This is a genomic window from Microbulbifer maximicatervae (SeqCode), assembly GCF_052468155.1.
In genome coordinates, this window is the sequence record NZ_CP174335.1 from 3,751,779 (window position 1) to 3,777,102 (window position 25,324).

The 25,324-nt window shown below is 48.5% G+C and carries 28 protein-coding genes; 8 read left to right on the forward strand and 20 right to left on the reverse strand.

All coding sequences use genetic code 11. From position 1 onward, the window contains the following. The first annotated feature begins 2 nt into the window (after positions 1–2). Together ACJJIY_RS15960 and ACJJIY_RS15965 are read left to right on the forward strand one after the other, a co-directional pair. Positions 3–542: a hypothetical protein gene (locus ACJJIY_RS15960; protein WP_445358328.1), complete on the forward strand. Its 540-nt coding sequence runs from the start codon at positions 3–5 to the stop codon at positions 540–542. A 232-nt stretch (positions 543–774) separates the two neighbouring features. Continuing rightward, a complete protein-coding gene (locus ACJJIY_RS15965; protein ID WP_444927837.1) occupies positions 775–1,143 on the forward strand; it encodes a putative quinol monooxygenase in 369 nt (122 codons plus the stop codon). An 82-nt stretch (positions 1,144–1,225) separates the two neighbouring features. On the opposite strand, the gene ACJJIY_RS15970 is transcribed toward ACJJIY_RS15965, so the two are convergent. Continuing rightward, positions 1,226–2,388 (reverse strand): IS3 family transposase gene (locus tag ACJJIY_RS15970; RefSeq protein ID WP_444897071.1). Its coding sequence is split into 2 segments (ribosomal slippage): positions 1,226–2,130 and positions 2,130–2,388, totalling 1,164 coding nucleotides; the frame shifts between segments, so codons are not numbered across the junction. Between the two features lie 133 nt (positions 2,389–2,521). After that, positions 2,522–3,196 (reverse strand): hypothetical protein, encoded by a 675-nt coding sequence (locus tag ACJJIY_RS15975; RefSeq protein WP_445358329.1) that lies wholly within the window; start codon positions 3,194–3,196, stop codon positions 2,522–2,524. 345 nt (positions 3,197–3,541) lie between these two features. Here ACJJIY_RS15975 and ACJJIY_RS15980 point away from each other — a divergent pair, with 345 nt between their 5' ends. From ACJJIY_RS15980 to ACJJIY_RS15995, 4 genes are all read left to right on the forward strand, one after another. Then, complete coding sequence (locus ACJJIY_RS15980) at positions 3,542–3,952, forward strand: thioredoxin family protein (protein ID WP_445358330.1); 411 nt, start codon at positions 3,542–3,544, stop codon at positions 3,950–3,952. Next, positions 3,945–4,646 (forward strand): cytochrome c biogenesis CcdA family protein, encoded by a 702-nt coding sequence (locus ACJJIY_RS15985; protein WP_445358331.1) that lies wholly within the window; start codon positions 3,945–3,947, stop codon positions 4,644–4,646. The genes ACJJIY_RS15980 and ACJJIY_RS15985 overlap by 8 nt, the downstream gene beginning before the upstream one ends. A gap of 129 nt (positions 4,647–4,775) precedes the next feature. Next, positions 4,776–5,720 (forward strand): SMP-30/gluconolactonase/LRE family protein, encoded by a 945-nt coding sequence (locus ACJJIY_RS15990; protein WP_445358332.1) that lies wholly within the window; start codon positions 4,776–4,778, stop codon positions 5,718–5,720. 110 nt (positions 5,721–5,830) lie between these two features. Then, positions 5,831–6,400, forward strand: a complete 570-nt coding sequence (locus ACJJIY_RS15995; RefSeq protein ID WP_444927832.1) for a carboxymuconolactone decarboxylase family protein — start codon at positions 5,831–5,833, stop codon at positions 6,398–6,400. Between the two features lie 252 nt (positions 6,401–6,652). On the opposite strand, the gene ACJJIY_RS16000 is transcribed toward ACJJIY_RS15995, so the two are convergent. Genes ACJJIY_RS16000 through ACJJIY_RS16010 form a run of 3 tightly spaced genes read right to left on the reverse strand, consistent with a single transcriptional unit; the run spans position 6,653 to position 8,852 of the window. After that, the gene (locus ACJJIY_RS16000; protein ID WP_444913081.1) at positions 6,653–8,236 is read right to left on the reverse strand and encodes a PepSY-associated TM helix domain-containing protein; all 1,584 of its coding nucleotides are present in this window, start codon (positions 8,234–8,236) and stop codon (positions 6,653–6,655) included. Between the two features lie 21 nt (positions 8,237–8,257). Continuing rightward, a complete protein-coding gene (locus ACJJIY_RS16005) occupies positions 8,258–8,530 on the reverse strand; it encodes a hypothetical protein (protein WP_108733205.1) in 273 nt (90 codons plus the stop codon). 4 nt (positions 8,531–8,534) lie between these two features. Further along, entirely contained in the window at positions 8,535–8,852 is a 318-nt protein-coding gene (locus ACJJIY_RS16010) for a hypothetical protein (RefSeq protein WP_413661967.1), read from the reverse strand. Positions 8,853–9,048: 196 nt separating this feature from the next. Here ACJJIY_RS16010 and ACJJIY_RS16015 point away from each other — a divergent pair, with 196 nt between their 5' ends. Further along, the gene (locus ACJJIY_RS16015) at positions 9,049–9,624 is read left to right on the forward strand and encodes a hypothetical protein (RefSeq protein ID WP_445358333.1); all 576 of its coding nucleotides are present in this window, start codon (positions 9,049–9,051) and stop codon (positions 9,622–9,624) included. Between the two features lie 102 nt (positions 9,625–9,726). Here the strand turns inward: ACJJIY_RS16015 and ACJJIY_RS16020 are convergent, their stop codons facing one another. The 14 genes from ACJJIY_RS16020 to ACJJIY_RS16085 all read right to left on the reverse strand — a co-directional run bounded on the left by ACJJIY_RS16020 (position 9,727) and on the right by ACJJIY_RS16085 (position 23,078). Beyond that, entirely contained in the window at positions 9,727–10,353 is a 627-nt protein-coding gene (locus ACJJIY_RS16020; RefSeq protein ID WP_445358334.1) for a LysE family translocator, read from the reverse strand. 129 nt (positions 10,354–10,482) lie between these two features. Next, the gene (locus tag ACJJIY_RS16025) at positions 10,483–12,294 is read right to left on the reverse strand and encodes a hypothetical protein (RefSeq protein ID WP_445358335.1); all 1,812 of its coding nucleotides are present in this window, start codon (positions 12,292–12,294) and stop codon (positions 10,483–10,485) included. Positions 12,295–12,470: 176 nt separating this feature from the next. Further along, positions 12,471–13,508: a hydrogenase expression/formation protein HypE gene (gene hypE / locus ACJJIY_RS16030; protein WP_444933210.1), complete on the reverse strand. Its 1,038-nt coding sequence runs from the start codon at positions 13,506–13,508 to the stop codon at positions 12,471–12,473. Then, positions 13,474–14,601 carry a hydrogenase formation protein HypD gene (hypD, locus tag ACJJIY_RS16035; RefSeq protein WP_445358336.1) on the reverse strand — a complete coding sequence of 376 codons (1,128 nt, stop codon included), beginning with the start codon at positions 14,599–14,601 and terminating at the stop codon, positions 13,474–13,476. The genes hypE and hypD overlap by 35 nt, the downstream gene beginning before the upstream one ends. A gap of 11 nt (positions 14,602–14,612) precedes the next feature. Continuing rightward, positions 14,613–14,837 carry a HypC/HybG/HupF family hydrogenase formation chaperone gene (locus tag ACJJIY_RS16040; protein ID WP_444893906.1) on the reverse strand — a complete coding sequence of 75 codons (225 nt, stop codon included), beginning with the start codon at positions 14,835–14,837 and terminating at the stop codon, positions 14,613–14,615. Further along, a complete protein-coding gene (hypF, locus tag ACJJIY_RS16045; RefSeq protein ID WP_445358337.1) occupies positions 14,837–17,152 on the reverse strand; it encodes a carbamoyltransferase HypF in 2,316 nt (771 codons plus the stop codon). The genes ACJJIY_RS16040 and hypF overlap by 1 nt, the downstream gene beginning before the upstream one ends. Continuing rightward, positions 17,142–17,414: a hydrogenase/urease maturation nickel metallochaperone HypA gene (locus ACJJIY_RS16050; protein WP_282932830.1), complete on the reverse strand. Its 273-nt coding sequence runs from the start codon at positions 17,412–17,414 to the stop codon at positions 17,142–17,144. The genes hypF and ACJJIY_RS16050 overlap by 11 nt, the downstream gene beginning before the upstream one ends. After that, the gene (locus ACJJIY_RS16055) at positions 17,377–17,898 is read right to left on the reverse strand and encodes a hydrogenase maturation protease (protein WP_445358338.1); all 522 of its coding nucleotides are present in this window, start codon (positions 17,896–17,898) and stop codon (positions 17,377–17,379) included. The genes ACJJIY_RS16050 and ACJJIY_RS16055 overlap by 38 nt, the downstream gene beginning before the upstream one ends. Then, positions 17,834–19,198 (reverse strand): Ni/Fe hydrogenase subunit alpha, encoded by a 1,365-nt coding sequence (locus ACJJIY_RS16060; RefSeq protein WP_445358339.1) that lies wholly within the window; start codon positions 19,196–19,198, stop codon positions 17,834–17,836. Before ACJJIY_RS16060 ends, ACJJIY_RS16055 begins: the two co-directional genes overlap by 65 nt. A gap of 43 nt (positions 19,199–19,241) precedes the next feature. Then, positions 19,242–20,060 (reverse strand): NADH-quinone oxidoreductase subunit B family protein, encoded by an 819-nt coding sequence (locus ACJJIY_RS16065; RefSeq protein WP_445358340.1) that lies wholly within the window; start codon positions 20,058–20,060, stop codon positions 19,242–19,244. Next, complete coding sequence (locus tag ACJJIY_RS16070) at positions 20,036–20,845, reverse strand: FAD/NAD(P)-binding protein (protein WP_445358341.1); 810 nt, start codon at positions 20,843–20,845, stop codon at positions 20,036–20,038. The genes ACJJIY_RS16065 and ACJJIY_RS16070 overlap by 25 nt, the downstream gene beginning before the upstream one ends. Continuing rightward, the gene (locus ACJJIY_RS16075; protein WP_445358342.1) at positions 20,835–21,323 is read right to left on the reverse strand and encodes a cyclic nucleotide-binding domain-containing protein; all 489 of its coding nucleotides are present in this window, start codon (positions 21,321–21,323) and stop codon (positions 20,835–20,837) included. Before ACJJIY_RS16075 ends, ACJJIY_RS16070 begins: the two co-directional genes overlap by 11 nt. Continuing rightward, positions 21,320–22,441 (reverse strand): 4Fe-4S dicluster domain-containing protein, encoded by a 1,122-nt coding sequence (locus tag ACJJIY_RS16080; protein WP_445358343.1) that lies wholly within the window; start codon positions 22,439–22,441, stop codon positions 21,320–21,322. The genes ACJJIY_RS16075 and ACJJIY_RS16080 overlap by 4 nt, the downstream gene beginning before the upstream one ends. A gap of 160 nt (positions 22,442–22,601) precedes the next feature. Next, a complete protein-coding gene (locus tag ACJJIY_RS16085; RefSeq protein WP_444897316.1) occupies positions 22,602–23,078 on the reverse strand; it encodes a hypothetical protein in 477 nt (158 codons plus the stop codon). A gap of 381 nt (positions 23,079–23,459) precedes the next feature. Between ACJJIY_RS16085 and ACJJIY_RS16090 the strand changes: the two genes are divergently transcribed. Next, on the forward strand, positions 23,460–23,891 hold the full coding sequence (locus tag ACJJIY_RS16090) for a hypothetical protein (protein ID WP_445358344.1): 432 nt from the start codon (positions 23,460–23,462) through the stop codon (positions 23,889–23,891). Between the two features lie 36 nt (positions 23,892–23,927). Here ACJJIY_RS16090 and ACJJIY_RS16095 read toward each other — a convergent pair whose 3' ends face one another. Further along, complete coding sequence (locus ACJJIY_RS16095) at positions 23,928–25,073, reverse strand: hypothetical protein (RefSeq protein WP_445358345.1); 1,146 nt, start codon at positions 25,071–25,073, stop codon at positions 23,928–23,930. Between the last annotated feature and the right edge of the window lie 251 nt (positions 25,074–25,324).

Sequence of the window (25,324 nt, forward strand, 5' to 3'; positions counted from 1 at the left end):
TCATGAAGATTAAAATATTCTCTGTTTTATGTGTTGGGCTCTTTCTGTCTTTGCTGATGGCGAGTATTCATAATACCTTCCTTTTAGCCGGAGGCAGTGAGGTTTTAGATGTGAATGAGATACCTAGCCCAGCTACACAGATAATAACAGTTACTTTGTTTTTAGCGTTTGCATTAGTAGTGGTGGTTTTTGGGGCTAAGTTAAGTAATGGGCAGTACCTTTCCGTCATTTTTATTCTGCTGATTTGTTTTCTGCTCATTATTGTTAGTGGTCATACTTTCACGATTTCAGGAAAGAAGCATGCAATGCTTGACAAATGGTATCACCTGACACTGCAAGAGTTACCATTTGACCCAAATGGTGACTTTGGAGCGATGCATTATAGGGAAACTTCTTTCGGAGTTATTATATCAAATGAAAATTCTGAGATATTTATTCTTACTTTTCCGCGTTTCGTTGGCACTAAAAAGGATGAAGTTATCAGAGTCATTGAGGATTTTGGTGTGCAAAAAACTATAACTGAAAAGCCTTTGGGTAACTGATTCAACCGGTTTTGCGTTGTTTTATTAGACTGTGATACTACCAAATTGACTAGCGGGTACTGACCCTAAACTCTCTTTTAGTTACTAGATTTGAATTGGTCTATTCTGCCTGCAGCATGTAATTCTTCTGAAACCATCTACAATTCAACACACCACTTAAGCGCCGTGGGTAATACATTAACTCTTCCGGTGTATATGGTTAAACGATACTTTCGGTAGTGAGGTAGCAAGCATGTTTAACAATGTAGGTTGGATTATCGAAGGAAAGATAAGAAAGGGACATGAAGCGGAGTTCAAAGCTGTTGTGAATGAGATGGTCGCAGCAACTAAGAAAGAAGGTGGAACCCTGAACTACCAGTATTACGTAACCGATGATGGAAACGTGCTTATCTACGAGCATTTCAAGGACTCCAAGTCTGCCCATAAGCATATTGACTCGTGGGACAACTTCGCCGATCGCTGGATAGCGGCTGCTGAACCCACTCGCTTAGTACACCTGGGTGATATGCCACAAGAACTTCGCGAGCGTCACTCTGGCCTGAAGTCAATTCTGTATCACCCTTACGCTGGATTTGAGCGTTCAGGTGGTAAGGCTCACTAACCTTCAAGGGAAGACGGTAAAGGTGTAATACTTTCACCAGTTGAGTTGATAATGATCCTACCCACCAACAACGGACACACCACTAAGCGACTAGTTGTTCCTCAAACGCCTCAGGGCTGAGATAGCCATTGGCGCTGTGTAAGCGATTTCGATTGTAGTCTATTTCTATATACTCAAATACGGTTTCCCGCATGAGGCACCTTGTAGGAAAGCGGTTACCATGGATTACTTCTACCTTAAGTGAGTGGAAGAACGTTTCTGCGCAGGCGTTATCATAGCAGTTACCTTTGGCGCTCATGCTGCACCGCAGATCATAAGCTGTAATTAAAGATTGATAATCTTTAGAGCAATATTGGCTTCCCCTGTCAGTATGCACGATAACATTTGTAGGTTTCTTACGTCGCCATAAAGCCATTTGAAGGGCGTCACAGACCAATGTAGCTGTCATCGTTTCTGACATCGCCCAACCAATAACCAGCCGACTATATAGGTCTATCACTACAGCCAGATATAACCAACCCTCTTCTGTTCGTAGGTAGGTAATATCCCCGACCCATTTCTGATTCGGCGCTTCAGTATTGAAGTTCTGCTCGAGCAGATTTGGGGCCACTGGCAGACCATGTTTTGAGTAGGTTGTGGCTTTATATCTCTTGGCGGCTTTAGCCCGTAGGCCCTGTCGACGCATGCTGGCAGCAACTGTTTTTTGATTATATTTACTCCCCTCACTGGCCAATTCCCTCGTCAGGCGAGGGGCGCCACTACGTTCTTTACTGGCTATAAAGCGCTGCTGTACCAAACCATCAAGCTCCATTTGGTACTGCTGGCGCTTGGATTGATCGGCCGATCTTGACACCCAATCGTAAAACCCACTGCGAGATACGCTCAATACCTTAGCCATCGCTTTGATGCTGAACTTATGCCTGTGCTTTAGCATGAAGGCGTACCTCATTTCAGGCTCTTTGCAAAGTACGCTGCGGCCTTTTTTAAGATCGCCAGCTCCTCTGCCTGCTCAGCCAGCTGCCGCTTAAGGCGAGCATTCTCTGTGGCCAGCTCTCTCTCGGCATCCCCTCGGCTCTGATGTAACTTAGCCTTGCTTCGCCATCCGTAAATCTGGGAAGGATGTAACCCAAGCTGTTTAGCGGCAACGCTTACCCCTACCTTGACCGCCAGTGCTAGGGCATCTTTTCTATATTCCTCTGAGTATTTTTTACGAGTGGTTTTGGTTGATTTACTTGATCGTGTCATAGGGCACCTCTGCTGCGTAGTTTATCGCTTAAGAGAGTGTCCGTCTTTGGTGGGTAGGATCATAACTACATGTTTCAAGACAACTGGTGAAGGTTGGGTACCCTTTCATTTATAAAAAGTTACTCCAGCAGTTTTATGGAATCCCATATTTCTCAGCCAATCGATCGATTTCTGCTTGTGATCTGGAATTATCTGGACACTTCGCACCAAACCATGGATTTAGATCACTATCTGTATTTGTAGCAGGTAGCTCTTTAACATCAAAACAGCGGTCTCCAACTTGAACAAAGGTTCCTGTCGAGGTCTGGTATCTGTTTTCTGTAGGCTGATATCGACGGACTTTGTTGCGTTCCCTGGCTATTTTTCTCTCAAGAGCGGGATTGAATACAGTCGGTTGTCGCCCTGACCTTGGCGCAGTTGGGAAATCCTCGGAATCGGGCCTTGCCTCTAATGCTCCTTCCAATTTGGGTGGTGGCTCTTCTATTTTGGCTGGCTTCACCTTATTCAAACTATCAGGTATTGGCGGGCTAGTAACGGTTACTGCATCTGTCGGAGCGGTATCCTGCTCTGATACTACGCTCGGTTCTTCAGCAGTTGGCGGAGACGTAGAAGGCATAGGAGTAAATGGGGCCAGTAATTTGACTTCTAGTGACGTGTTGGTCCTAGGAGTTGGACCTGGATCTACTGATACTGGAACAACTATCAGTGCTATATGGGTTCCAATAGCAATAAGTACTGATACTGCAAAGCGCCAATTTTGGGTGGTTTTGGTGTTGGAGAGTGGTAGGGTCGTCGTATTAAAATCCATCTACTTCGTAGACCATATCTCAATAGACCTGGCCAAAATCCTTTTCCGAAAAACTCTGTGATTAGTGCGATAACAGGTAAGACTCCCACAGATCTTATAAGTTCTTTGGAGCCTCCAACTTCACCTGGTTGTTACTTTATGACAGTGAGGCCATCGCCCTTCTCCATCTCGATGCCTAGCCTTCTTAGCTCCTGAATACACAGAGAGTTAGCCTAGGATCTCCTAGTCGAACAAATCCTCGTAGCCTTACTGTAAGAATTTGCACTCCAGTACGACCAAGATGGGTATCTAAACAGATTGTCTTCAAATTAGGGCTTATACCCTGCCACTAAGGATATGGATTGTATGAAATTTATCCGCTTAGCTCTTCGCACCTTGATCGCCGCTACATTAGTTTTTTCTATGCCATTCGCTCTAGCATCAGAGCCATTTTCCGAAGAACGATTCAAGGAGTTACAAGCTGCCAAACGATCCATTTTGATCGATGTGAGAGCAGATTGGTGCCCAACCTGTAAAAAGCAGGGCGAGATTCTGGCGCAGTTTCAGAGGGACAATGCCCAGTGTGGCCTTACGATCCTGAATGTGGATTTCGACTCCCAGAAAAAGTGGGTTAAGCACTTCCGCGCTCCTCGGCAATCAACGCTACTACTGTTTAATGGAGAGCAACAGGTGTGGTTCAGTGTTGCCGAAACTCGTGCCGATGTAATTCAGGAGAATATCTTCGATTCAGTTAAGGCTTGCACTGACAATGCTTGAGCTTAGCGCCATCCCCCTGGCTTTGATCGCGGGTACTCTCAGTATTCTCTCCCCCTGCGTTTGGCCGTTGGTGCCAATGGTTGTCGGCGCATCTAATAGCGCCGGGCGCTGGGGGCCGTACGCGTTGGCGGTTGGGCTAAGCTTGTCCTTTGCATTGGCAGGTACTGTGCTGAGCTTTCTATTGGTCTCCTTAGGATTAGACCCAGAACTCTTCCGCTATATTGCCGCGATAATGTTAATGGCGGTTGCACTCGTCTTGTTGATCAAACCACTTTCCGATTGGCTTACCTTGCGCTTATCAAAAATCACTGTAGGGGCGAGCATTACCGGTGATGGGGCTTGGGCTGGGCAGTTTGGTATTGGCTTCCTTACCGGAATCATCTGGCTGCCATGTGTCGGCCCTACCCTGGGTGCCGCTATAGCACTGGCTTCCATGGGCCAACAATTGGGACAGTCATTTATGGTGATGTTTGCTTTCGGACTAGGTACTGGTGCAGCGCTTTTAGTGGCTGGGGGGCTATCGAGGCAGATTTACACTCGACTATCACCATCAGTTGGGGCTTTCGCCATTGGAGGCAAAACAGTACTAGGTCTTATACTATTACTGCTCGGGGTACTGGTATTGAGTGGGCTTGATAAGGTAATGGAAGCCTGGGCTTTGAATTGGATTCCCGAGTGGACTTTCAGTTTTTGATGGTCTTTTAGTGGCAAGCCAAGCCATATTGGTTTTTATGGGCCGGGTATTCTTATTCGGCCTTCTTAACTTGGAATCACAAAATTAGCCTTACGACTCAATAGGTACTCGCTCCCTTCATCGGCGTGAATGCGCACTTTTCATATTGGAGGATTTACGGTGGTAGAAATCGAGTGCCTATGGGAGTGCAATGATGGGTTGGGCGAGACACCGATTTGGTTAGCGGAAGACAAGTCTATCTATTGGGCTGATCACGTTAACCCCGAACCTGATCCCACTGATGCCCGGCCTCCATCCATAAGAAGTTTCAATATCGAAACAGGCGAACGCAAGACCTGGGAGATGCCTGAACAAATAGGCTCCTTTGGCTTCCGCCGTGGAGGCGGAATGATCGGAGGTGGATGCTCCGGTTTCTTTGCGATCGACTTGGAAAACAGACGTGTCGATACAATCGTTAATCCTGAACCCGGTAGGCCTCACAGTCGTTTGAATGATGGCAAAGTGGATCGTTATGGGCGTTTCTGGTGCGGCAGTATGGATGTTCGTTTTAAAGACAAATCCTCCTATCTCTATTGTTTGGAGCCCGATCGAACCTACCGAAAGGCCGATAAGGATTTTCGCTTTGTTGTAGCCAACGGCATTGCTTTTGACCCTGAAGATACGCGAATGTACTTCGGGGATACCTTTGGACATATGGTTTACGTATTCGATCTGGATATCAATGACGGCCGGATTAGCAACCGGCGCCCTTTCTTTTCCATAGAAGACCGACAACCAGGAATTGTCGACGGTGCAACGGTAGATACGGAGGGGTTTTACTGGTTTGCGTTGAATCTTGGGGGCAAAATATTGCGAGTGGATCCCAAAGGAAGGCTTGATAGAGAGATCGACCTGCCGATTCGCAGCCCTACCTGTATCGCTTTTGGCGGTAATAATTATGAGACACTGTTTGTCACATCTCAGCAGTCATTCCTCACTAAAGAGGAACTGGCTCGACATCCTCAACCGGGCTGTATCTTAGCCGTTCACGGGCTTGGAGTTCAGGGGCTTCCTGAGCCAAAGTTCGGCAGTTAACTAGCTCTTAATTGCAACTCTTCAAATAGGCATCCCTATTCTTGCGTTCTGTCGGGCTAGAATCTTTGTGTGATAAATCTGAATCGCCAATTGGACAAGAGAGGTGTCAGTTGCGTATCCCTGCCATCCCACCAGAAGAGCTCAGCGAAGAACAGAAACCTCTTTACGAAGATATGAGTAATGAGATGAAGGGGTATTTCACAGGTTTCATCAAGAAGCGCAAGGATGGCGCTTTACTGGGGCCCTGGGCACCAGCACTGCAATATCCCAGGTTTGGAAAGCCCTGGTGGGACAATATCAAGGCTATTGCAGATAAACCCACGCTTCCTAAGGCTGCTCGGGAGGTTGCGATTCTAATCACCGCAGCTCATTTTAAAGCGGGTTATGAGCTGTACTCCCATACGGTTATTGGTGAGAAAAGTGAGTTGGCAAGGAGCAAAATTGCCACTATCGCAGCGGGCCAGCGTCCGATAGACCTAACTTTTGAGGAAACCGCTGCTTATGATGTCGCCGCATCACTTGCAGCTGGAGGCCGCCTGCCAAAGGCTACTTGGGAGATGGCCGTGAGTGCTTTCGGTAACGAGGGTGCCGCCGAACTGGTCTTTCTCGTGGCTGGCTATCATCAGGTCTCTGCCATTTTAAATGGTTTTGATATTTCCATACCTGGCGACGGGAGTTAGGGAGCGTCTCGGTTCGGGAGGGGGCAAGAATGTTCTGGATTTATCCAGCCCAACGACACACTCATCCTATATGTAAGTTGTGAAAAAAGTAGCGTCCTCTGAATGCTTGAAAGTAAATACCACTCTCTTCGAGAGTAATTGAGTGGAAGGTAAAGTGTGTAGTTGGGATAGGTTGCAGCGCCCTATTCCAGTGCTGTACTGATTCTATAAAGTTTACGAGATGGCATTCGCCATCTCGCAGGAAATAGCCCGTTATTGTGCGGCAACAGCTTGGGGTATATCTGCAGGCTGCTTTAACTGGGATACCTGTCTATAGATATATCTGCTCGAATAGAGGCAAATGACACCCATTACCAGGGCGCCCAGGTCAGTGAAGACTACTGGCAAAGTGACGGACTTCCAGGGGACCAGCAGACCATTTCCAGTTACCAGCGCATTCAGCAGCGGGATGCCGCACAGCAGCAAGCCTGCACAAAGTGAGAGATCTGCTAATGCAGGTTTTATCTGGCGGCGCAACATCGCCCAGGCTATGGCCACTCCCCATACAGATAGATACACCATTTCAATCCAGTGAAAGCGCTGATCGCCACCACTACCGGGAGGTAACAGCTTATTGGCATAGAAAGTGGCCGCGGTGGCGACAACCAAACCGGCACAAACCCCTACCGTGAGCAAACTGAGGAACCAGCCGGAACCTCGGGTATTAATATCACCAGAGGGGAGCTTTTGCCTCTGTGCCTTGCGAACCTGCCAGATAACGGTGCCCGTTACCATCATCAAACACAATGCCAATCCCAACACAAAGTACAGGGCTTTTATCAGGAAGCCACCGTAGAGTGCGTAGTGAAGTGGAGTCAGTGAAAAATATACCCGCATAAACGGACCTGAATCCTTCACTGGGTTATTGATATTAACTACTTCGCCATCTTCACTGCGGTATTTGACATCTACAAAGCGCACCAGCGCCTCGTTTGTTTGGCCCGAGACTTGGACAACCTGATTGCGATCCCCGTAGGCCTCCACATAAATGGCTTTGGGTTTCGCATTAGGCACTTGGTCCTGGTAGCGTAGCAGTATTTGGTTATAGCTACTGGATTCCAAAGGTTCGCCAGTTATCTCAGGATGTTCCCCCACTACCGAGGCGACTGCAGCTTCCACATTACCTTCAAAAGCAGAAAATGCAGCAACCTGGATCATAATGCCATTCAGGCCAAGTATTGCGCCGGTAAAAGCAATCACTATATGGAACGGTAGCGGCCAGACCCCTAATACTTTGTGCAGGTCTGTCCATTTGAGCCGCCTGCTGCGATCCACACGGAATTTAAACATCTCTTTAAAAATTTTCTTGTGAATGATGATGCCACTTAATATGGAGAGCAGCATCACCAAGCCCATCAGTCCAACCAGGTAGCGTCCGAAAGGCCTGGGAAACAGTAGGTCAGTGTGCATATACGTCAATAGCTCAGCGAAATCAGAGCCGCTGGGCGGCAGCACTTCACCGGTATTGGGGTTTATATGGCGTACCTCGGTTTCCTCACTTTCAGCATCAGTCCAGAGCACTTCCAGCATAGGATGGTAGTAGTCTGGCATTGAGATCATAAAAAAGCTGTCCTCACCGATATTTGCCTCGGCGAGCACCGGAGCGACCAGTTGATCTACATCCACAGGCGCTTCAGCATCGAAGGCAATACGATGCTCGGGGCGTTCCCATTGGGTCAGCTCGTGGCCAAATAGTGCGACCACGCCGGAAAAGGAAATTACGAATAGCAGAATAGAAAATAACACCCCAATCCAGGAGTGAATTTCGTAAAAAAGGATATTGCTACGCTGTTGCATTTAAGTTGGCTAGACCGAAAATTATAAAAAAGAAAGAGCGCTTAGTCCGAGCATGACCAGCAACAGGGACAGTAGGTATGCCGCTGCGCGCCAAGTGGAGGCGGCGAGTAACCCCATACTCATATACCCGACCCATAAAAGTGTCGATAACATAGATCCCGCTGCCATCCGTTCTGTTGGCTCGGCGGACGGCCAGTAAATCGACAACATCACCGTGCTGGAAAACATCAAGATAATGCTCAGCACAATGGTCAGGGCGACCTGTTGCCAACTGATTTTTATTGAAGCAGCCATAGAGTTATCCGATAGTCAGAAGAGCCTGCTCTAATACCAACAAGCCCACTACTGACAGCGGAAAATGGCGAAGCAGCCAATTAGGTTTGATTGGGGCGAGCAGTGCTTGTAATAAAGCGCAGAACATCGCGACACAAAGCCAAATGGGTATCCCTACCTCCCAACCATATAGGAATCCATAAGGAATTGAACTCACCGGAAGCACCCACCAGGCAATTCTTTGTAAGCGCTTAAAACTACTGAGCTGTAGATCTTTATGTCTGGTTACAAAAATAAGTAGTACAGCCAAATAAGTAAGTAGGAAAGCCACCAGGTTAGACATTGAAGTTTTCCAGCCTTCTTTGCTTAGAGGTCGCGGATTTTTTGAACATTGCGCTTATTCTTTACAGAAATGGAGTTTCGTAGTTGCAAATATTGCCTTCAATACTGGGAAGCTTTGTATTTAGCGATCTACCGGGTTTAAATTTAAGTCACAAATAATAATCATTATCAGTTGTAGTCTATCTTAAGATACATGTTTGTTCAATTGGCTTGAAAATGCAGACAGACTGGAAGGTAGCAAGGAAGAGGTGCTAAGTTCTTTTACCTTTCTTCCATATCTTATCGTTCTTACCGTGTGGATTATTGACTTCGAAGCCAGTGGCTTATCCAAGCAGAGTTACCCTATAGAAGTTGGCCTCTGCTCTGAAACAGTGGAATACCAGGCGCTAATAAAACCAATACCACACTGGTCTTATTGGTCCGATGGTGCTGAATCAATACATAACATTTCCCGGTCAAAGCTGGAATCCGAGGGTATAGATCCAGCTACAGTGGCTTATAGCCTAAACAGGATTCTTTCAGGTCAGGTTGTCTATTGCGATGCCCTGCACTGGGACAGTTTTTGGTGCAATGCCCTTTTTTCTGATACTGGCATTCATCAGGAGTTTGAACTCAGGGATATTCAGGAGCTAATTGGTGGCTCTGAAAATCACCTAAGAGCATTCATTAATGAGCGCGAAAAGCTGGAGGACTCTGACAAATTCACTGTTCATCGAGCACTGGATGATGCAAAAATAATCAGGAAGGCACTAGAAGTAGCATTAGCAGGCTGATATGAGTGAGTAGCTTTGGAGTTAAGTAAAACGGTCGTCCTCCTTTGACTAACTAACAGAGAGCTGTAATTGGGTCTATTACTTTTGCACCTTGTGTAGGCACTAACTTTTTGCCGCAATAAAAACACCACTTCCTATAAGTAAAGCCCCAGAGCCGTATTTTAGAGCCGGGGTCTTTCCTGATTGACTGATTGTTGACCGTGCCTTGCAGGCAAGGTACGCATAACCGGCCATCACACTGCCTACGGCTAGCGTTGCAATTGCAAATATAATTGCAATGTCCAAAGAAGCAACACGAGTTAGATCGAGGAATGCTGGAAAGAAGCTTACGTAGAAAAGAATAGCTTTCGGGTTACCCAGCGTGGTGACTAAGCCCAGTAGAAAACTTGAAAAGCTGCTATGGGAGTGGCTTGTTGCTATTTGGTTTTGGTCGACTTGTCTTTTCTTTGCTGAGAGAAAGAGATTCACTCCCAGCCAGATAAGATAGGCTGCTCCAGCATATTTAATAACTATGAATAAGCTCCCCAAGGTTTCGGCAAGCGTCGCTAAGCCAAGCAGAGCTAACAAAATAAAGAAATAATCGCCTACAACAATTCCCACTACTGTAATTAACCCCTGGCGCAAGCCGAGTGTCACTGACCGGGAAACAACAGCTAATACTCCCGGCCCAGGTATCAGTGCTAGAACTAGCATTGAAATGAACAGAGCTAAGGATGTAGAGATTGTCATGAGGTACTCAGTGATTTTTAACTATTTTGAGTATTGATTCTATATGTTCAAATATTGAACGCAACCTAATTGGGTCTGTTCCCCAAAATGGGGAGCAGACCCAGCTAGTCAGATAGATATGGCGATGAATTAATCCTGTTGCATACCATTAACCCATTTCGGTTTCTTGGGGGCGATAGGAGCGAATCGATATAGCTCCCAACCGCCATCGGGGTTGAGATTAAAGGGGTTCGCTGTTCCAAGCCACATGAAGGTTGGGTGATTAATCATCGTTCTAAAACCGAAGTTAGCTGAATTGCCCACACCATTTATAGTTGCAGGAATAGCGCGCTGATTTGGCGAGAGGAATCGATAGAGCTTTGCGCCAGATGTTACCGGGTTGGATAGTGCGTTTTCCAGTAGCATAAGTAGTTCTGCTGGAAGTTCACCTGCGGGGTCAGTTCCACTCTCTATTAGAGCTGCAAATTGCTTACTGACATCTAGGGTACCCAGGTACATATTGTCTCCAGTTACTCCCAGGCGCCAAGTGTATACATTAAATGGCCAACCCAATCCGGCTCTGCCTAGCTTTGGGGCTCCAGCCAGTGTCTGAGTATCCACAAACTCATTACTATCTGGGTCCCAAACCTGGACACTTTGATACCCATATAGGACATTAACCCTCGGTTTCTTCTTCCCTTTATCTCTCTTACTTTTTCTGGTGAATCGGTCACCACTGAACACAGTGGTTGCACGATGAGTTGCGATTATGGTTCCCAATTCACCAATAGGCGTATCCCAGGTTTCGCCATAGGCTTGAACATGGCTTCTGAAACCACCTAATGGAAAGTTAATCGTGCCCCAGTAGAGCTTTCCTTGCCATGATGTAATGTCTCCGCCCGCATAGGCCCGAGCACTGATGAGGTCTGGTTCGTACTCAGTGATGTTCCAGACCTCTTCCCACTCTTCAACATCACTGGGCTTAAAGCCTCCGGGAGGTATCCTGGGGCTCATTACAATTCCCGAATAGGCCAGAACTTCTCCTGTTTGAGTATTAACATTGGGCCAGGTGGAGGAAAATATACGCCCTCTATGTACAGTCAGGTTTGCAGGGGTGCTTTCCATGGTTCCCACTGCTTCAAACTTGAATGGATCATGCAGATCGCCCATCCAGCGAAGGACTTGGCCTGATCCACCCAGGTCTTCTTGTAATCGAACGCCTGTGTACAACACACCTTTGTAATTTAAAAACTTACGGATGTTTGAATACTCAGGGAATCTTTTCGATCCCAAGTACTGCCCGGTACTTGCCTGCCAAGCCATCATAATGATGCTGTTACCGCCGCCCTCGCCGGCTATACCTTCTTGGACACCGCCGGGTCCCGCAAGAAAAATAACATCGTCAGCGTAGCCTCCAGAGCGGAACCCCAATGTGTCTTGAAGAAGTGGGTCATAAGTGGGGGTTATTTCTGTTACTTCCAGGGTACAAGTGTCCATGCGGTAAGCTGTCGGTGCCCGCCAATCGCCAAGGTTTTTAAGGTTGGGGTTTTCCTGGGCCAGTATCCCTTGATTGAATTCGCATACCCATCCCTGGTTTGGCGCAAATATTGGAGTCAAAACTGCATCCGGGGCCGCTTGTGCGGTACAAGGAACGTTGGCACCTGTTCCCCAATACAAAAACTTGGGAGATTCAGCCATTCCCCAGATCTGTGCACTATTGCGTTTAGGCTCCCCCGCAGAACATACCCCATCGACCAACTCCGGGTAGGGTTGGCCAATACCGTTAAAGCACTCGTCGATCGGTGCTTTAAATAGTTTGTCAAAACGCGGCTTAACCCGTTTGCACCTTTTGTCTGGATGACCTTGAGGCCCAACTTCTGGTATTGCCCATTGAGCGTTAGCGAAAATTGGGATTGTGGAGGTTAAAAGTAACGAAATTGCAAAATATGCGGTGGCTCTCATGTATATTCCCTGCCCTACTACTTACCGCTACAGCGGAAAAATCAACGGTTAAAAGGCTTGTGGGTCTTATTAATCGCAGGCCAAATGGGTCAGCAATATCCAAGACTAAATAAAGGTTAGGATCTTGAAGGTGAGAGGAACTGATTAATTCTATGAATATTCTGCCAATAAAATCCTTAGCAAATTCTCGGTAGTTGTTCCCCTGGTAACCGTTGTAATAACCGATCGCATCCCAAGCTGTTCTTCAGAATGACTTGGGCGCAATTTCTTTGTTCAATTGTACCGATAAAACCACAGGCGCTTTCCGCTGCTGCTTCTTGAAGGATGGAAATTGCCTGCTTGGAGGCGCCTTCAGGGACAATAGCGACAAAACGTCCCTCGTTTGCGACATATAGTGGGTCGAGGCCCAAAATTTCACAAGCGCCCTGTACGGCATCGGATACTTGAATTTTGCTTTCTTCCAAAATGAAGGTTTTTCCGCAGCTCTCTGCTAGCTCCACCAGTGCAGTGGCAAGCCCACCACGTGTGAGATCTCGCAGACAATGAACTTCAATTCCGGCATTGATCATTTGTGCAACTACACCATTCAGTGGTGCACAGTCGCTGAGGAGATCACTTTCAAACTCGAGTCCTTCGCGGCAGGCCATTACCGCCATTCCGTGGCGGCCAATATCGCCGGATAGAATAATAGAATCACCCTGGCAAATGCGGTTGGGATCAATGGGTTGTTCTCTTATCAGGGTACCGATGCCACTGGTATTGATATAGAGCCCATCCCCCTTCCCTTTCTCTACCACTTTGGTATCGCCGGTGACTAAGGTAATTCCTGAGTTCCGGGCAGCCTCAGCCATCGAGATCAGAACCCGTTGGAGAGTTTTCAGGGGTAACCCCTCTTCGAGAATCAAGCCGCAGCTTAGAAACTTGGGTTCCGCGCCTGCCATGGCCAAATCGTTGACGGTGCCATAAACGGCGAGCTCACCGATATTTCCTCCGGGAAAGAAAAGTGGTGAGATGACAAAGGAGTCGGTGGTAAATACGAGCTGATCCGGTTTCCATGGAAGTGTTGCACTGTCATGGGCCTGGGATAGCCAGGGGTTAGAGAATACAGGTTGAATATATTGATCGATCAAGCGTTGGGTCATCTCCCCACCGCTGCCATGGCCAAGGCGTACGACCTCGTCAGCGGTTGGTGGAATTGGACACTGCAGATTCATTCGATTCCACCTGATTCTGGTAGCGATAGTAGGCCGCGCAAGCGCCTTCAGTGGAAACCATTGGCGCCCCCAGCGGTTGCTGGGGTTGGCAGGTCTTAGCGAAGTGAGGGCAATCCCCAGGCTTCTTTAGCCCCAGCATAATATCCCCACTGATACAGCCCCTGTTTTCAGAAATGCTCAATGCTGGCAGATTGAATGTTTGTTCTGCATTAAATCCTGAGTAATCATCGCTCAATACCAGACCGCTAGCGGGAATTTCACCTATGCCGCGCCACTGTTGTGTTGCTACTTTAAAAACCTGTTTAATCAAGTCCTGGGCAACGGTATTACCTGTTTTAGTAACCGCGCGCTGATATTGGTTTTCTACTTCACTGCGACCACTTTCTAATTGACGGACACACCGGAGTACGCCTTCAAGAATATCCAGAGGTTCAAAGCCTGTGATCACTATTGGAATCTGGTGTTTTTTCACCAAGCTGCGGTACTGACGATATCCGGTTATTGCACAGACGTGACCGGCAGCTAGGAAACCTTGAATCCGGCAGTCTTCACGGGCACATATCGATTGAATCGCCGGTGTAACCAAAAACTGGGATATCAATGCGTAAAAGTTGTCGATTTGCTTTTGCTTGGCGAGGGACAGCGCCAGGGCATTGGCGGTAGCAGTCGTTTCAAAACCCACTGCAAAGAATACGACCTGCTTGGTGGGGTTCTGCTCTGCCACATTGAGCGCTTGCAGCGGCGAGTAGACAATACGGACATCGCCTCCGGCAGCTTTGACCTCTAGTAAATCTCGATCTGAACCGGGGACTCGCAACATGTCGCCAAAGGAGCAGAAGATAACATTCGGTATTGCAGCAATCGCAATAGCTCTATCGATGATTTCCTGAGGTGTGACACAAACCGGGCAACCGGGTCCGTGTACTAATTGAATTTCCTCGGGCAGTAATTGCTGCAAGTTGTATTTTGCGATAGCATGGGTTTGCCCTCCACAGATCTCCATTAGAGTCCATGGGCGAGTAGTGACTTTCTGAATCTCTGCCGCAATTAGCTTGATGTTCTCGCCGTTGCGGTATTCCTTGAGGTATTTCATTACAGGCTGACTCAACCCAATGTTTTGAGGTACTCGAAAACCTTATTTGCTTCTTTTGCTCTCAACTTGCTGATCGCGACTCCAGCATGAACGATCACGTAGTCTCCTACTTCAGCCTCGGGTACCAGTGATAAATTTACAGCTTTACTGATACCGCCGAAGGAAACTTTTCCAGTGCGCTCCATGGCTGATTCTTGCTCTATTAATTCGATTCTTCCGGGAACTCCCAGGCACACTAGGAACTCTCCTCTCCCAATGATTGCCCAGCAGCATCCATACATTGTGCGTAGTGGATCTGGCCCAGCGATATTCCGCCATCATTTGGGGGGACCTCGCTGTGGCTGTGAACGGAAAAGCCCTGGCTTTCCAGGAGCGCAGTGACGGTTTCGGTAAGCCGCTTGTTCTGGAATACACCGCCGGACAGAAAGATATTCTTTTCACCTTGTTGCGTTGCTACTGCCAGCGCCATCTGCGCGAGTGTGTTGTGAAATGCAGCGGCCCTTTGTGGCAGTGATCGGTTTTCATCGTAGATCAAAGCACTAATACAGGGTGTCCAATCCAGCTCAAGCAGGTCCCCTTTTTGAATAAAGCTAAAGGGGTAGCTGTCTTTAGAGCTGACGCCACGGGCGCACTGTTCAAGAGCCATGGCTGCCTGCCCTTCAAAACTGGTATGCGTGGTCAGTCCGAGGAGTGCGGATACCGCATCGAATAGGCGGCCGACAGAGCTACACGGTGGACTGTTAATCTCACCTTTTAGCATGGTGACCAGGTTTTGACGCTCACCAAGGGTGAAGCAGCGCTTTAACTGTCGATTCTCCAGGGCGACAAACCCGGAGATTTCATACAAAAGTCCAGCCGCAGAGCGTCTGGGCTCCCGTACGGCCTTCTCACCGCCTGGCAACGGGAATGTGCGAAAGCTGGCGATGTGTTTGACTGGAGACTGTCCATTCCAGTGAAAGAATTCCCCACCGCGAACAATGCCACTGCGGTCGTAACCAGTTCCATCCCAGCAGATTCCCAGTGCAGGTCCCGAGTGAGCGTGTTCTGCCATGCAGGAGAATAGATGGGCAATATGGTGCTGAACGCCAATACGCACAGCTCTTTGCTTCATGGCCCAGCGGTGAGAGGTATAGCCTGGATGGAGGTCGTGGATTAATTTTTTCGGGCGGCACTGCTGTAGTTTCGTGAGATCGCCAATAGTTTGGTTAAAGTGCTTCAGGGTATTGGCACTACCTAAGTCGCCAATATGCTGGCTCGGATAAGCCCACCCGGCGTGAGACAGTGCAACTGTGTTTTTCAGGTCCGCCCCCAGGGCCAGGAAGCTCTCTCGTTCACCTTCGCCCTTTGTGCCTGGTACAGGCAAGGTGATGGGAAGTGGCGCGTAGCCCCGGGCTCGACGCAACATCAGCGGACGGTTATTGACCACCCTGAGTACAGAGTCATCCAGCGGGCGCAAAATTCGGCGATTGTGAACCAGAAAGTAGTCAGCGATTTTACCCAAGCGCTCAAACGCCTCATCATTTTCTGTACAAATAGGCTCTTCTGCGAGATTACCGCTAGTAGCGACAAGAGGGGCTCGATACTTTTGCGCGAGCAAGTAATGTAAAGGTGATGCAGGTAGCATCACCCCCAAGTCGGCAAGATTTGGAGCGACCAGCGGATGTATCCTGGAGTGATTGTCATCCTTCGCTTCCAATAGAACAATCGGTCTTTCTCGGGTTGATAGTAGCTGCGCCTCTTCCTCCGAGACGCAGCAATCCTGACAGACACTTTTCAGCTCGTCATATAGAAGCGCGAACGGTTTATGCGGACGTTGTTTGCGCTGGCGCAAGTTGGCGAGCGCCTTACCATTGGAGGCGTCGGCTAACAGTTGAAAGCCGCCTACCCCTTTAAGGGCAATAATTTTCCCCTGGGCAAGGGCATCAAGGGCTTTGGATAGTGCCCGACTCATCTTCGCAATTGTAACGCCGGCAGTATTACAGAAAAGTAACTGAGGGCCGCACTGGGGGCAGGCATTGGGCTCCGCATGAAAGCGCCGATTGAGGGGGTCCCGGTACTCCCCAGAGCACTTTCCGCACAGGGGGAAGTGGTGCATGGAGGTGTTGACACGATCGTAGGGCAGTTTGTAAATGATGCTGTAGCGGGGGCCACAAAGAGTGCAGCTGATAAACGGATAGTCGTAGCGGCGATTGTTGGGGTCTGACAATTCCCTGAGGCAATCATCACAGGGAGCCAGGTCTGGTAAGACGATGGTTGAACTGCTGGCATCACGGACACTGGGTAAGATTCGAAAACCGTATTCTGCTTGAAGAGCCACCGGGTAGGATTCAATGTGAGTGATGCGACTGTAGGGTGGCTTCTCTGAAGATAACTTATCGATAAACTTTTCGATTTCCCGGCTTTTGCCCTGGACTTCAATTCTCAGGCCGCCGCTATAGTTGGCCACCCAGCCTTTCAATTGAAAGCTATCGGCCAGGCGATAGATAAAGGGCCGGAATCCTACTCCCTGCACCAATCCGGCGATTTCAATCCGGCGGCGTTCAGTGGCCATCAGTCTCCTCAAACTTTAAGCTCTCCAGGATTACATCCTGGGCTTCCTTGTGATTAATATCCTTAAGCTCATCAATTTCCAGCTTAATCCCCTCGAGAGAAGTCCCGAGTATCTCCCTGTCAAAATGCTCCCTCAGATGCGCTGCAGACATATGCGCCAGGGCACCCAAGCGTAAGCGAACGCCGATCGGCCTGCCGGGTTCATCAGAGGCCAGTTCCTGGATTTTATCGATCAGGTTTTTGATGAGATTCTGTTCGTGCATAGTGGTCTCCGCTGTATAGCGTTAGGTGCGCGATAATCATTTGCTCTGCTCGATGGGCTGCACTGGCCACTTTGGGCGATAACCCTTGCCCTTTTGCCAGACTTTCTGAGTTGATCGCAAAAACATCCAGATGTGCCGGCAGCGAATCAATATGCTTTCCCATGGTCAGCGCTTCGGTCAGCCCAAATCCATGGCTTGATGTATTGCACATTGATGGAGCAAGAGCACTCTCAAGCCCATCAATGGTGACAACCTCCCCGATAGGGTGCTGATCGCTTACCATGGCGTCTACAAGGCAAACCCATCGACCTTTCCATTGAGTGAGTAAATGTAAAATATCGCCGCCGCTTTCGAGGTATTCCACCGCCCCTCCAAGTTTTTGGCGAAGCCGAGCGATGATATGTGGCCCTACTCCATCATCACCGCGCAGGGGGTTGCCCAGGCTTACCAGTAACCATGGATTGCTTACTTTGCACTTGCCCATAATTCAAATGTAGCTGTAGGAAGTGAGTGGAGCAGGAAATGCAAGGGTCGTAATTCCTTATCGCCCGTTCACATAGCCCCTGTAATTTATCCTCAGGAAAGTGCATAAAGCTCGGCAACATCAAGCGGAGGTCATCTTCGATGGTCTTCTGGTTTTGTGAGGTGGGAGCGACAATTTTTGCCGTCGTAATCTTGCCTTTCTCATCAATATCGTAGCGATGATACAGAAGCCCACGGGGTGCTTCGGTGGCTGCACAGCCGCTTGCGGTTCTCGGCTCTGTCTTTAAGTGAGGCTCGGCTGGGGGTTGGTATCTATCAATAATATGCAGAGCTTCCTCAAAGGCATGTAGTACCTCCAGGCTCCTAACGAGGATGCTTTGGAAGGGATTTAAACAGGGGGCGGTAAAGTTGATCTCCTCAGCCAATTGCAATGCTCGAGGCGACAGCTTGTCGCGATTAAGGTTGTATCGTGCGATGGGGCCCACCAGATAGGCACCCCGCTCCCGTAAAGTACAGTGCAGCGCGGTGCTGTGAGCGACGTGCTCTTCTGCAAAGTGGTTCTCATAGTCTTGGGCGCTAATATTGAGTCCCGCACTGGAGGTGATTCTGCCCTCGTTCATTGGGTATTCTGACGGGTGCGTTAGAGCGACAAATTCGTAGTGATTATCCCTTCGCCATTCGTAGCTGGGGAAAGGCAAAGCTGCGGACCAGCGCACCAGTTGCTCGGTGAGACCCCGGGCCATTTCCAGCTGCGCTACCATGGCTGTGAGTTCTCGGGCTTCCGGAACCTTGTAGAAACCCCCTACCCTCACATTAATCGGGTGTACTTCCCTGCCACCAATAAGGCGAACGAGGGCATTGCCCGCCTTTTTAATCTCCAGCGCGTTCTTAACAATCTCTGGATGATCCTTAGCCATTGCGACTGCATTGGGGTAGCCGAGGAAATCTGGTGCATGGAGCATGCTGATATGCAGCATATGGCTCTCGATCCATTCACCGCAGTAAAGCAATCGACGAAGCATACGCAAAGCGCCGTCGGGCTTTAGGTTCAGGGCATTCTCCATGGCATGCACAGCACTCATCTGGTAGGCCACCGGGCAGATCCCACATATGCGTGCGGTGATATCTGGGGCTTCCAAGTAATCGCGCCCTCTGAGAAGGGCTTCGAAGAACCTGGGGGGCTCAAAAATCTTGAGCTGTACATTTTGTACGCCGCTATCGTCGTAGTCGATATGGAGGGCTCCCTCCCCTTCGACCCGAGCGAGATAATCTACCTTAATCGTTTTGCTGCGATCCGCCATAAAGCTCACCTGGGGGCAGATTTATCACCAATGTTTGGGGGGATTAACGCTCCCCATCTTCTTGACTATCTTCACTTTGCACTTTAAAAGAATACGCTAGTGGATTGAAATTTCTAAGGTTTTCAACAATTAATGTATTTTCTACATTTAGTTTTTCATCCCACCAATGGCACAGTGATTCGGTGTTGGGATTTTCCTTGGGACCGTAGCAAGCGTAGCAACCACGGTTGTAACTGGGGCAAATAGCGCCACATCCCGCGTGTGTAACAGGCCCCATACAGGGGGTGCCATGGGCAACCCAGATGCAAACATTGCCGCGCAATTTACACTCAATACACACCGAGTGATTGGCAACCTGGGGGGCTCGCCGGTGCAGGAATGCACTGATGACTTCAAGTAATTGATGCTTGTTGATCGGACACCCCTGTAATTCAAAGTCCACTGGTACCCTCCCTGATATTGGTGTGGATTCCTTGAGAGTGGCGATATATTCCGGGTGGGCATAGACCACATCGGTGAACTCCTGCACATCGGCAAAGTTGCGAAGTGCCTGAATCCCTCCAGCTGTTGCACAGGCGCCAATACTGATTAGAAAGCGGGACTGACGTCTGACCTCTAGGATTCTCTCTTCATCTGCTGGCGTGGTAATGGAGCCCTCGACGAGAGAGATATCAAAAGGGCCCTCTTTCACCTCACTGGAAGCTTCCAGGAAATAGGCGATATCTACCTGGGCCGCCAAAGCAAGGAGTTCATCCTCACAATCCAATAGGCTCAGTTGGCAGCCATCACAAGAGGTGAACTTCCAGACGGCAAGTTTGGGGGGAGGATTACTACTCGCTATAGGCTGTTGATTTGAAACCATGAGCGAATATCCCGGTAGCAAAAGACAGGGCCATCTTTACAAACAAAGTTAGGTCCCCACTGGCAGTGGCCGCAGATTCCAATGGCACACTTCATGTTGCGCTCCATGGATAGATAGATATTGGATTCATCCACACCTTTATGGAGAAGAACCTGTATGCAAAAGCGCATCATGATCTCCGGTCCACACACAAACACTAAAGCATCATTGCACTCCAAATGAGTGACACGCAGAGGGTCGGTAATCACACCAATATGCCCGTTCCAGTCTGTGCTGGCGTGGTCCACAGATGTCACCAGTTCAAATGAGCTGCGCCAGTGACCAAGCTCTGTCTGGTAAAGCATTTCTTCGGGGCGACGAGCCCCATAGAAAACTTGTAGGCTCCTGGCTGGCAAGTGCCCCTCAAGAAAGCTGTAGATCAGGGGTCGTAAAGGCGCTAGCCCGAATCCGCCGGCGATGATCACTAAGGGGCGATTTTCCGCCAAGTGAGTTGGCCACCCCTGCCCGAATGGTCCCCGGATGCCCAGTTGCGCTCCAACTTCCAGTTTGCAAAGCGCTTGGGTAGCAAGTCCCTGACCTTTAATCGTATGGGTAAGTGGCTTAGCCGATGACGTACTCGGGCCACTTAAGGAGATAGCAGCCTCCCCGGCACCAAAGGCATAAAGCATGTTGAATTGCCCGGGCTGAATGGGTGATGGGCCCCTAGCCTCTCGTGTCAGTGATATAGTGACAGTGCCAGGAAATTCTTCGCGTCGATGGGTAACACGCCATAATTCAGGGATCACAGCGAGGGATTCCCTGTGACGGATGTGGCCCGTAAAGGTCCAACAATTGTATTCGTGCTGCCTGCAGTCGTTCTGTAGCAACTTTGGTAAACCGTTTCATCAATTCGAAACCGAGTCTCGGTTCTTTTTCGCACTTATCTCGGAGGCACTGCCCGCCAAGTTTAAGGCTGCGAACTGAGGTCAGGGCCCGGGCATCGAAAGCACTCAAGTAGGGAGGATACAGCCAGGACCAGCCGAATATATCTCCACCATGCAGTGTCATCAGGCAAAGGGGCCCATAGTTGGGGACAAAGGTTTCTACGGCGACACGTCCAGATCGAATTAAGAAGAAATGGCTAGCCGGAGTGTTTTCCCTGGCAAGGTATTCGCCTTCTTTATAGTGACTATTGCTTGTACACCCGGAGAGGAATGCCAGGTCCTTGTCTGCCAACCCGGCAAAGAAAGGGTGCTCCTTGAGTAAGGTGGTGACAACTTTCATTTTTGTTCCTGGACGCGAATATTCTGTATCTCTTCCGTGATATCGATGCCTACGGGACACCAGGTAATACAACGTCCACAGCCGACACAGCCAGAGCTGTCAAATTGGTCATACCAAGTGGCCAGTTTGTGAGTCATCCACTGTCGATAGCGGCTGCGGGTATCCGCCCTTACCGGGCCGCCAGACAAATAGCTCAACTCAGCCGTAAAGCAGGAATCCCAACGCTCCCAGCGCTGAGCTTCATTTCCGGTTAAATCTGTTGTGTCCTCAACGGTTGAGCAGAAGCACGTTGGGCAAGCCATAGTGCAATTGGCGCAGGAGAGGCAACGCTCCGCGACTTTATCCCAGTTGGGGTTGTCATAATTGCGATAAAGCAGCGTCTTCAGGTCAGAGCTGTCGAAGCTGCGGCTACCGTTACTCACTTGATTTTCGGCTTGCTGAACGGCAGCCTGCCCCTCTTGTTTCTCCGCATCTGAGGCGTCAACAGTGGGTAGTTGCTTTAACACACTGTTGCCTTGAGGGCTGCCGCTGCGTATCAGGAAGAAGTGTGAATCGGGGTTCAGAACTTCGGTGATTACCAGATCACTGGGAAGTCGCACCTGCGGGCCTGTGTTCATTGAGGTACAGAAACAGGTATTTGCTGCTGTTGTGCACTCCACAGCGATAGTAAACAGCTGCGCTCGACGTGCCTTATAGCTGCTGTTGACGTAATCCCCTTGTGCGAGGACACGGTCCTGGATAGCAATGGCGTGTAGCTCGCAACTGCGAACACCGAGAAAAGCTAACTTGACCGGTGGCTCCTCAATTTCCAGAATCTGAACATCTTCTCCAGAGCGGCTAGCGCTCCAGAGCTGGCGCTGGGGCAGCTGAAGAAACTGCTTCCAGGAGTGGGGGCCAACGGCGTAGCCAAAGTAAGCCTTGTCATTGCGGCGCTCTACCCGGTATTGCCCCGCCTCTTGCTGATCCGTCCATCCTTGGGGCAGATCTGTGGGAGTTTCAATCTCACCATAGGTAATAGCCCCGTTATGCAGTATCGGGCCAAAGAGCTGGTAACCTTCACTGCGAATGACCTGAATCAAAGAATCCAGGTCATTCGCTGCCAGTTTAAGTATTTCCACGAATAGCCGAGAGCCGGCTCCGAAAGAGCAGTAGTTGGTGATCTACTGATTTTTAGGTCTGTACCGGTGAATTGCACTAAGACAAAAGTGCCAAAATGCTAAGAATAAAGTTTAGAGAAAAGCTATAGCTCTGAGTCCTTATTGAGGTGGGGTGCATCCTTTAGGCAAAATATTTCATAACCTTCTGATACTTATATACGACATACCATCTAAGCAAGATGATTGGCGCTGTGCTTGCCATCACAAGGGCTACACCTGCCCCGAGCTTGTTTAAGTTGATGGCGAGTAAAGAAAATTCAAAAATATCGATAAGCACTATAACTGGAATAAAAAAGATCCAAAGTTGTTCGAATCCTATTCTCTTGGCAAACGCTAATCCAAACAGTACGACGTAGAAAAGGGAGGAAACAATCAAGCTGATTACCAGCCACCAAAAGGGGATGCCTGTGGTGCCATCGGTCAAAACCGTATATTGGGAATACAGCTCCAGTGGTAGAAGGATAAAAAAGACAATTTTCCAGCCTACGCTAGGGCTATAGACGGGGGGGCGATTGTCGAGTTCGCTCTCAGGTGCTTGATAAGGATTTTGCACGCTCTGCCCTTTAATTGGCCTTTGAAATTTAAAACTGTCGGCCACTTCAATCCTATGGATTAGTGCACTTATAAGCAATTCTTGTCGGCTATTACTGCAGCCAGAATGTAGAAGTAGTTTGCCGTTTATCGCTTGGCCATTGGCATTCGATTGACATCATGACTTCACCTTGTTTGAACTGCAAGAAAGCAGGTTATATTGTCACACGTATGCGATGAGCTGCCTCACATTATCGACAAACACTTGAGTCAAGTATTGACTTTGAAGCTGCAGACAATATCCTCGCTGTTCAAATTTTGATAGTCACAGAGCCTAGCTAGTAAGTAATGATCATCTCAATTTAGCTCAGGGAATGGCGAGAGGTAACTTTCGGGTTGGCAATTAGTGCCTATCCGGAATAGTGGTAAATAATAAGGACGTTTCGAGATGCAGGATATGTATCAGACACCAGATAGCCCCCTTACAGACTCTATTCCACACTACAAACCCAGTGCTGGTTGGAAGGTACTCCTTTTTATTCTTGCCCCGCTGGAAGTCTATTCCCAATATCTTGGTTTCACCGCCGATGAGTGGGACCTCCCTATTTGGTGGATGATTTTTAGCCTGCTAGTTTATATTGTATTTTTTGTTGCTTTGTTTGGATTGGCTTTCTCGAAAAGGATTGCCTTCTCAAATGCTTGGCGTATCTATTTGCCCATTTTAATCTGCACTGACGTATTTGAATTTTTCTCCGTCATAGGTGAATTCAATATGTCAGTACTGGAAATCCAAATCATTACTATGATTTGGATTTCAGTGATATTTTTTACTTGGTACGCGGTGTACCGATATCAAAAGGTGATGCGATATTTTAAATAATATCTACGCTAGCCTTAACCACTTTCAGTAGGTGTTTTATTGGAAGGTATTGCCAACATTACCTGTGCCAGTTTGCGTGGTTAATGCGATTTCACCACTGCCAACCTGAGAGGTTGTTTGAATATTGGAAACGCCATTTTGCGTCACCAGAATGCTGCTACTAATACCGCTATGTTGATTAATCTGGGAAGAATTCGAATCACCGAACTGATTTAGTATCAATGAACTGGTGAGCAAAGACCCGTCCTGCCCCTGATCTATTTGTGCTGTATTGGCTGACCCATCTTGGATTACTAGAGTGGTACAGGAAATAAGTTCAATAGCGGCAATATTTTCGTTCCCTTGATCAAGATTTACCGTATTAGAAGAGCCGGTTTGCATTACCTCACCGCTGCTTGAGGTAATATTCTCCTGATCCACATTTGCAATGTTGTTGTCACCAATCTGGGTGACTATCCCAGTAGCAGCTGAAACATCAGTTTCTTGTTCTATTCTTCCAGTATTCGAATCACCTATCTGCGTTATTATTGCAGTGCTCGTCGTCGTGACTTCATCCTGCTCGATATCTAAAAAGTTGGAAGAGCCCGTTTGGCTAGCCATAGCAAAGGTAAAGGTTACATCCCTATCCTGATCCATAATGGCGAGGTTGGAGTCGCCAACTTGGTTGAACATGGCGCTAGTACTATCCACCCTTATACGCTGATCCAGAATCATCGTGTTAGACATTCCCTGTTGAGATGCAACAAGTGTGGTGGAAGTAACATCTTCCTGTTGCCGGACTTGGATGTCGTTCAAGTCTCCAGCCTGAGTGCCGGTGAAGGCGCTGAATTGAGCATCGTCCTGCAGCAAGGTCGCTGTATTATCACTGCCATTCTGGGTCAGGGAGGACGTAGTAAGCTGCGTTGCATTCTGTTGCACTGCTGAGGCCTGATTCAAATTTCCCGTCTGCACCAGCTCAATAGTGCTTTCAGAAGTGCCTGTAGTTTGGGATGCATCCGAGTCATTGAAATCTCCGATTTGGGTCTGAACAATCAAGTTGTTATGCACAATACCATCGGACTGATCAGAAGTTGCACTATTGCCAGTACCTTCCTGGAATACCAGGGTGACATTATTATCAGCTAGAGCAGATACGCTGGCGGCAAATAGCGCGACTGCAGTCACAGAATTTGTCACTTTCATAGAGGTAATCCCTTATTGGTTAAATCTTATGGGGCGACCGCTTATAAGCCTCGACTGCAAGCCTGGATGAGCATCAAGGGAGTTGCCATAGGAAAAAATGACTGAATAACTAAGAAGAAAGCTTGGGATTGTTGTTTGTTCACCGGGCTAACTTGCTGTATAACCATACAGCTCCAGAGTAACCTCTGCCTCATTGTTTGCATATCACGTCATAAGGATTTGGTGTGCGGTATCAACGATAGATAGATCGC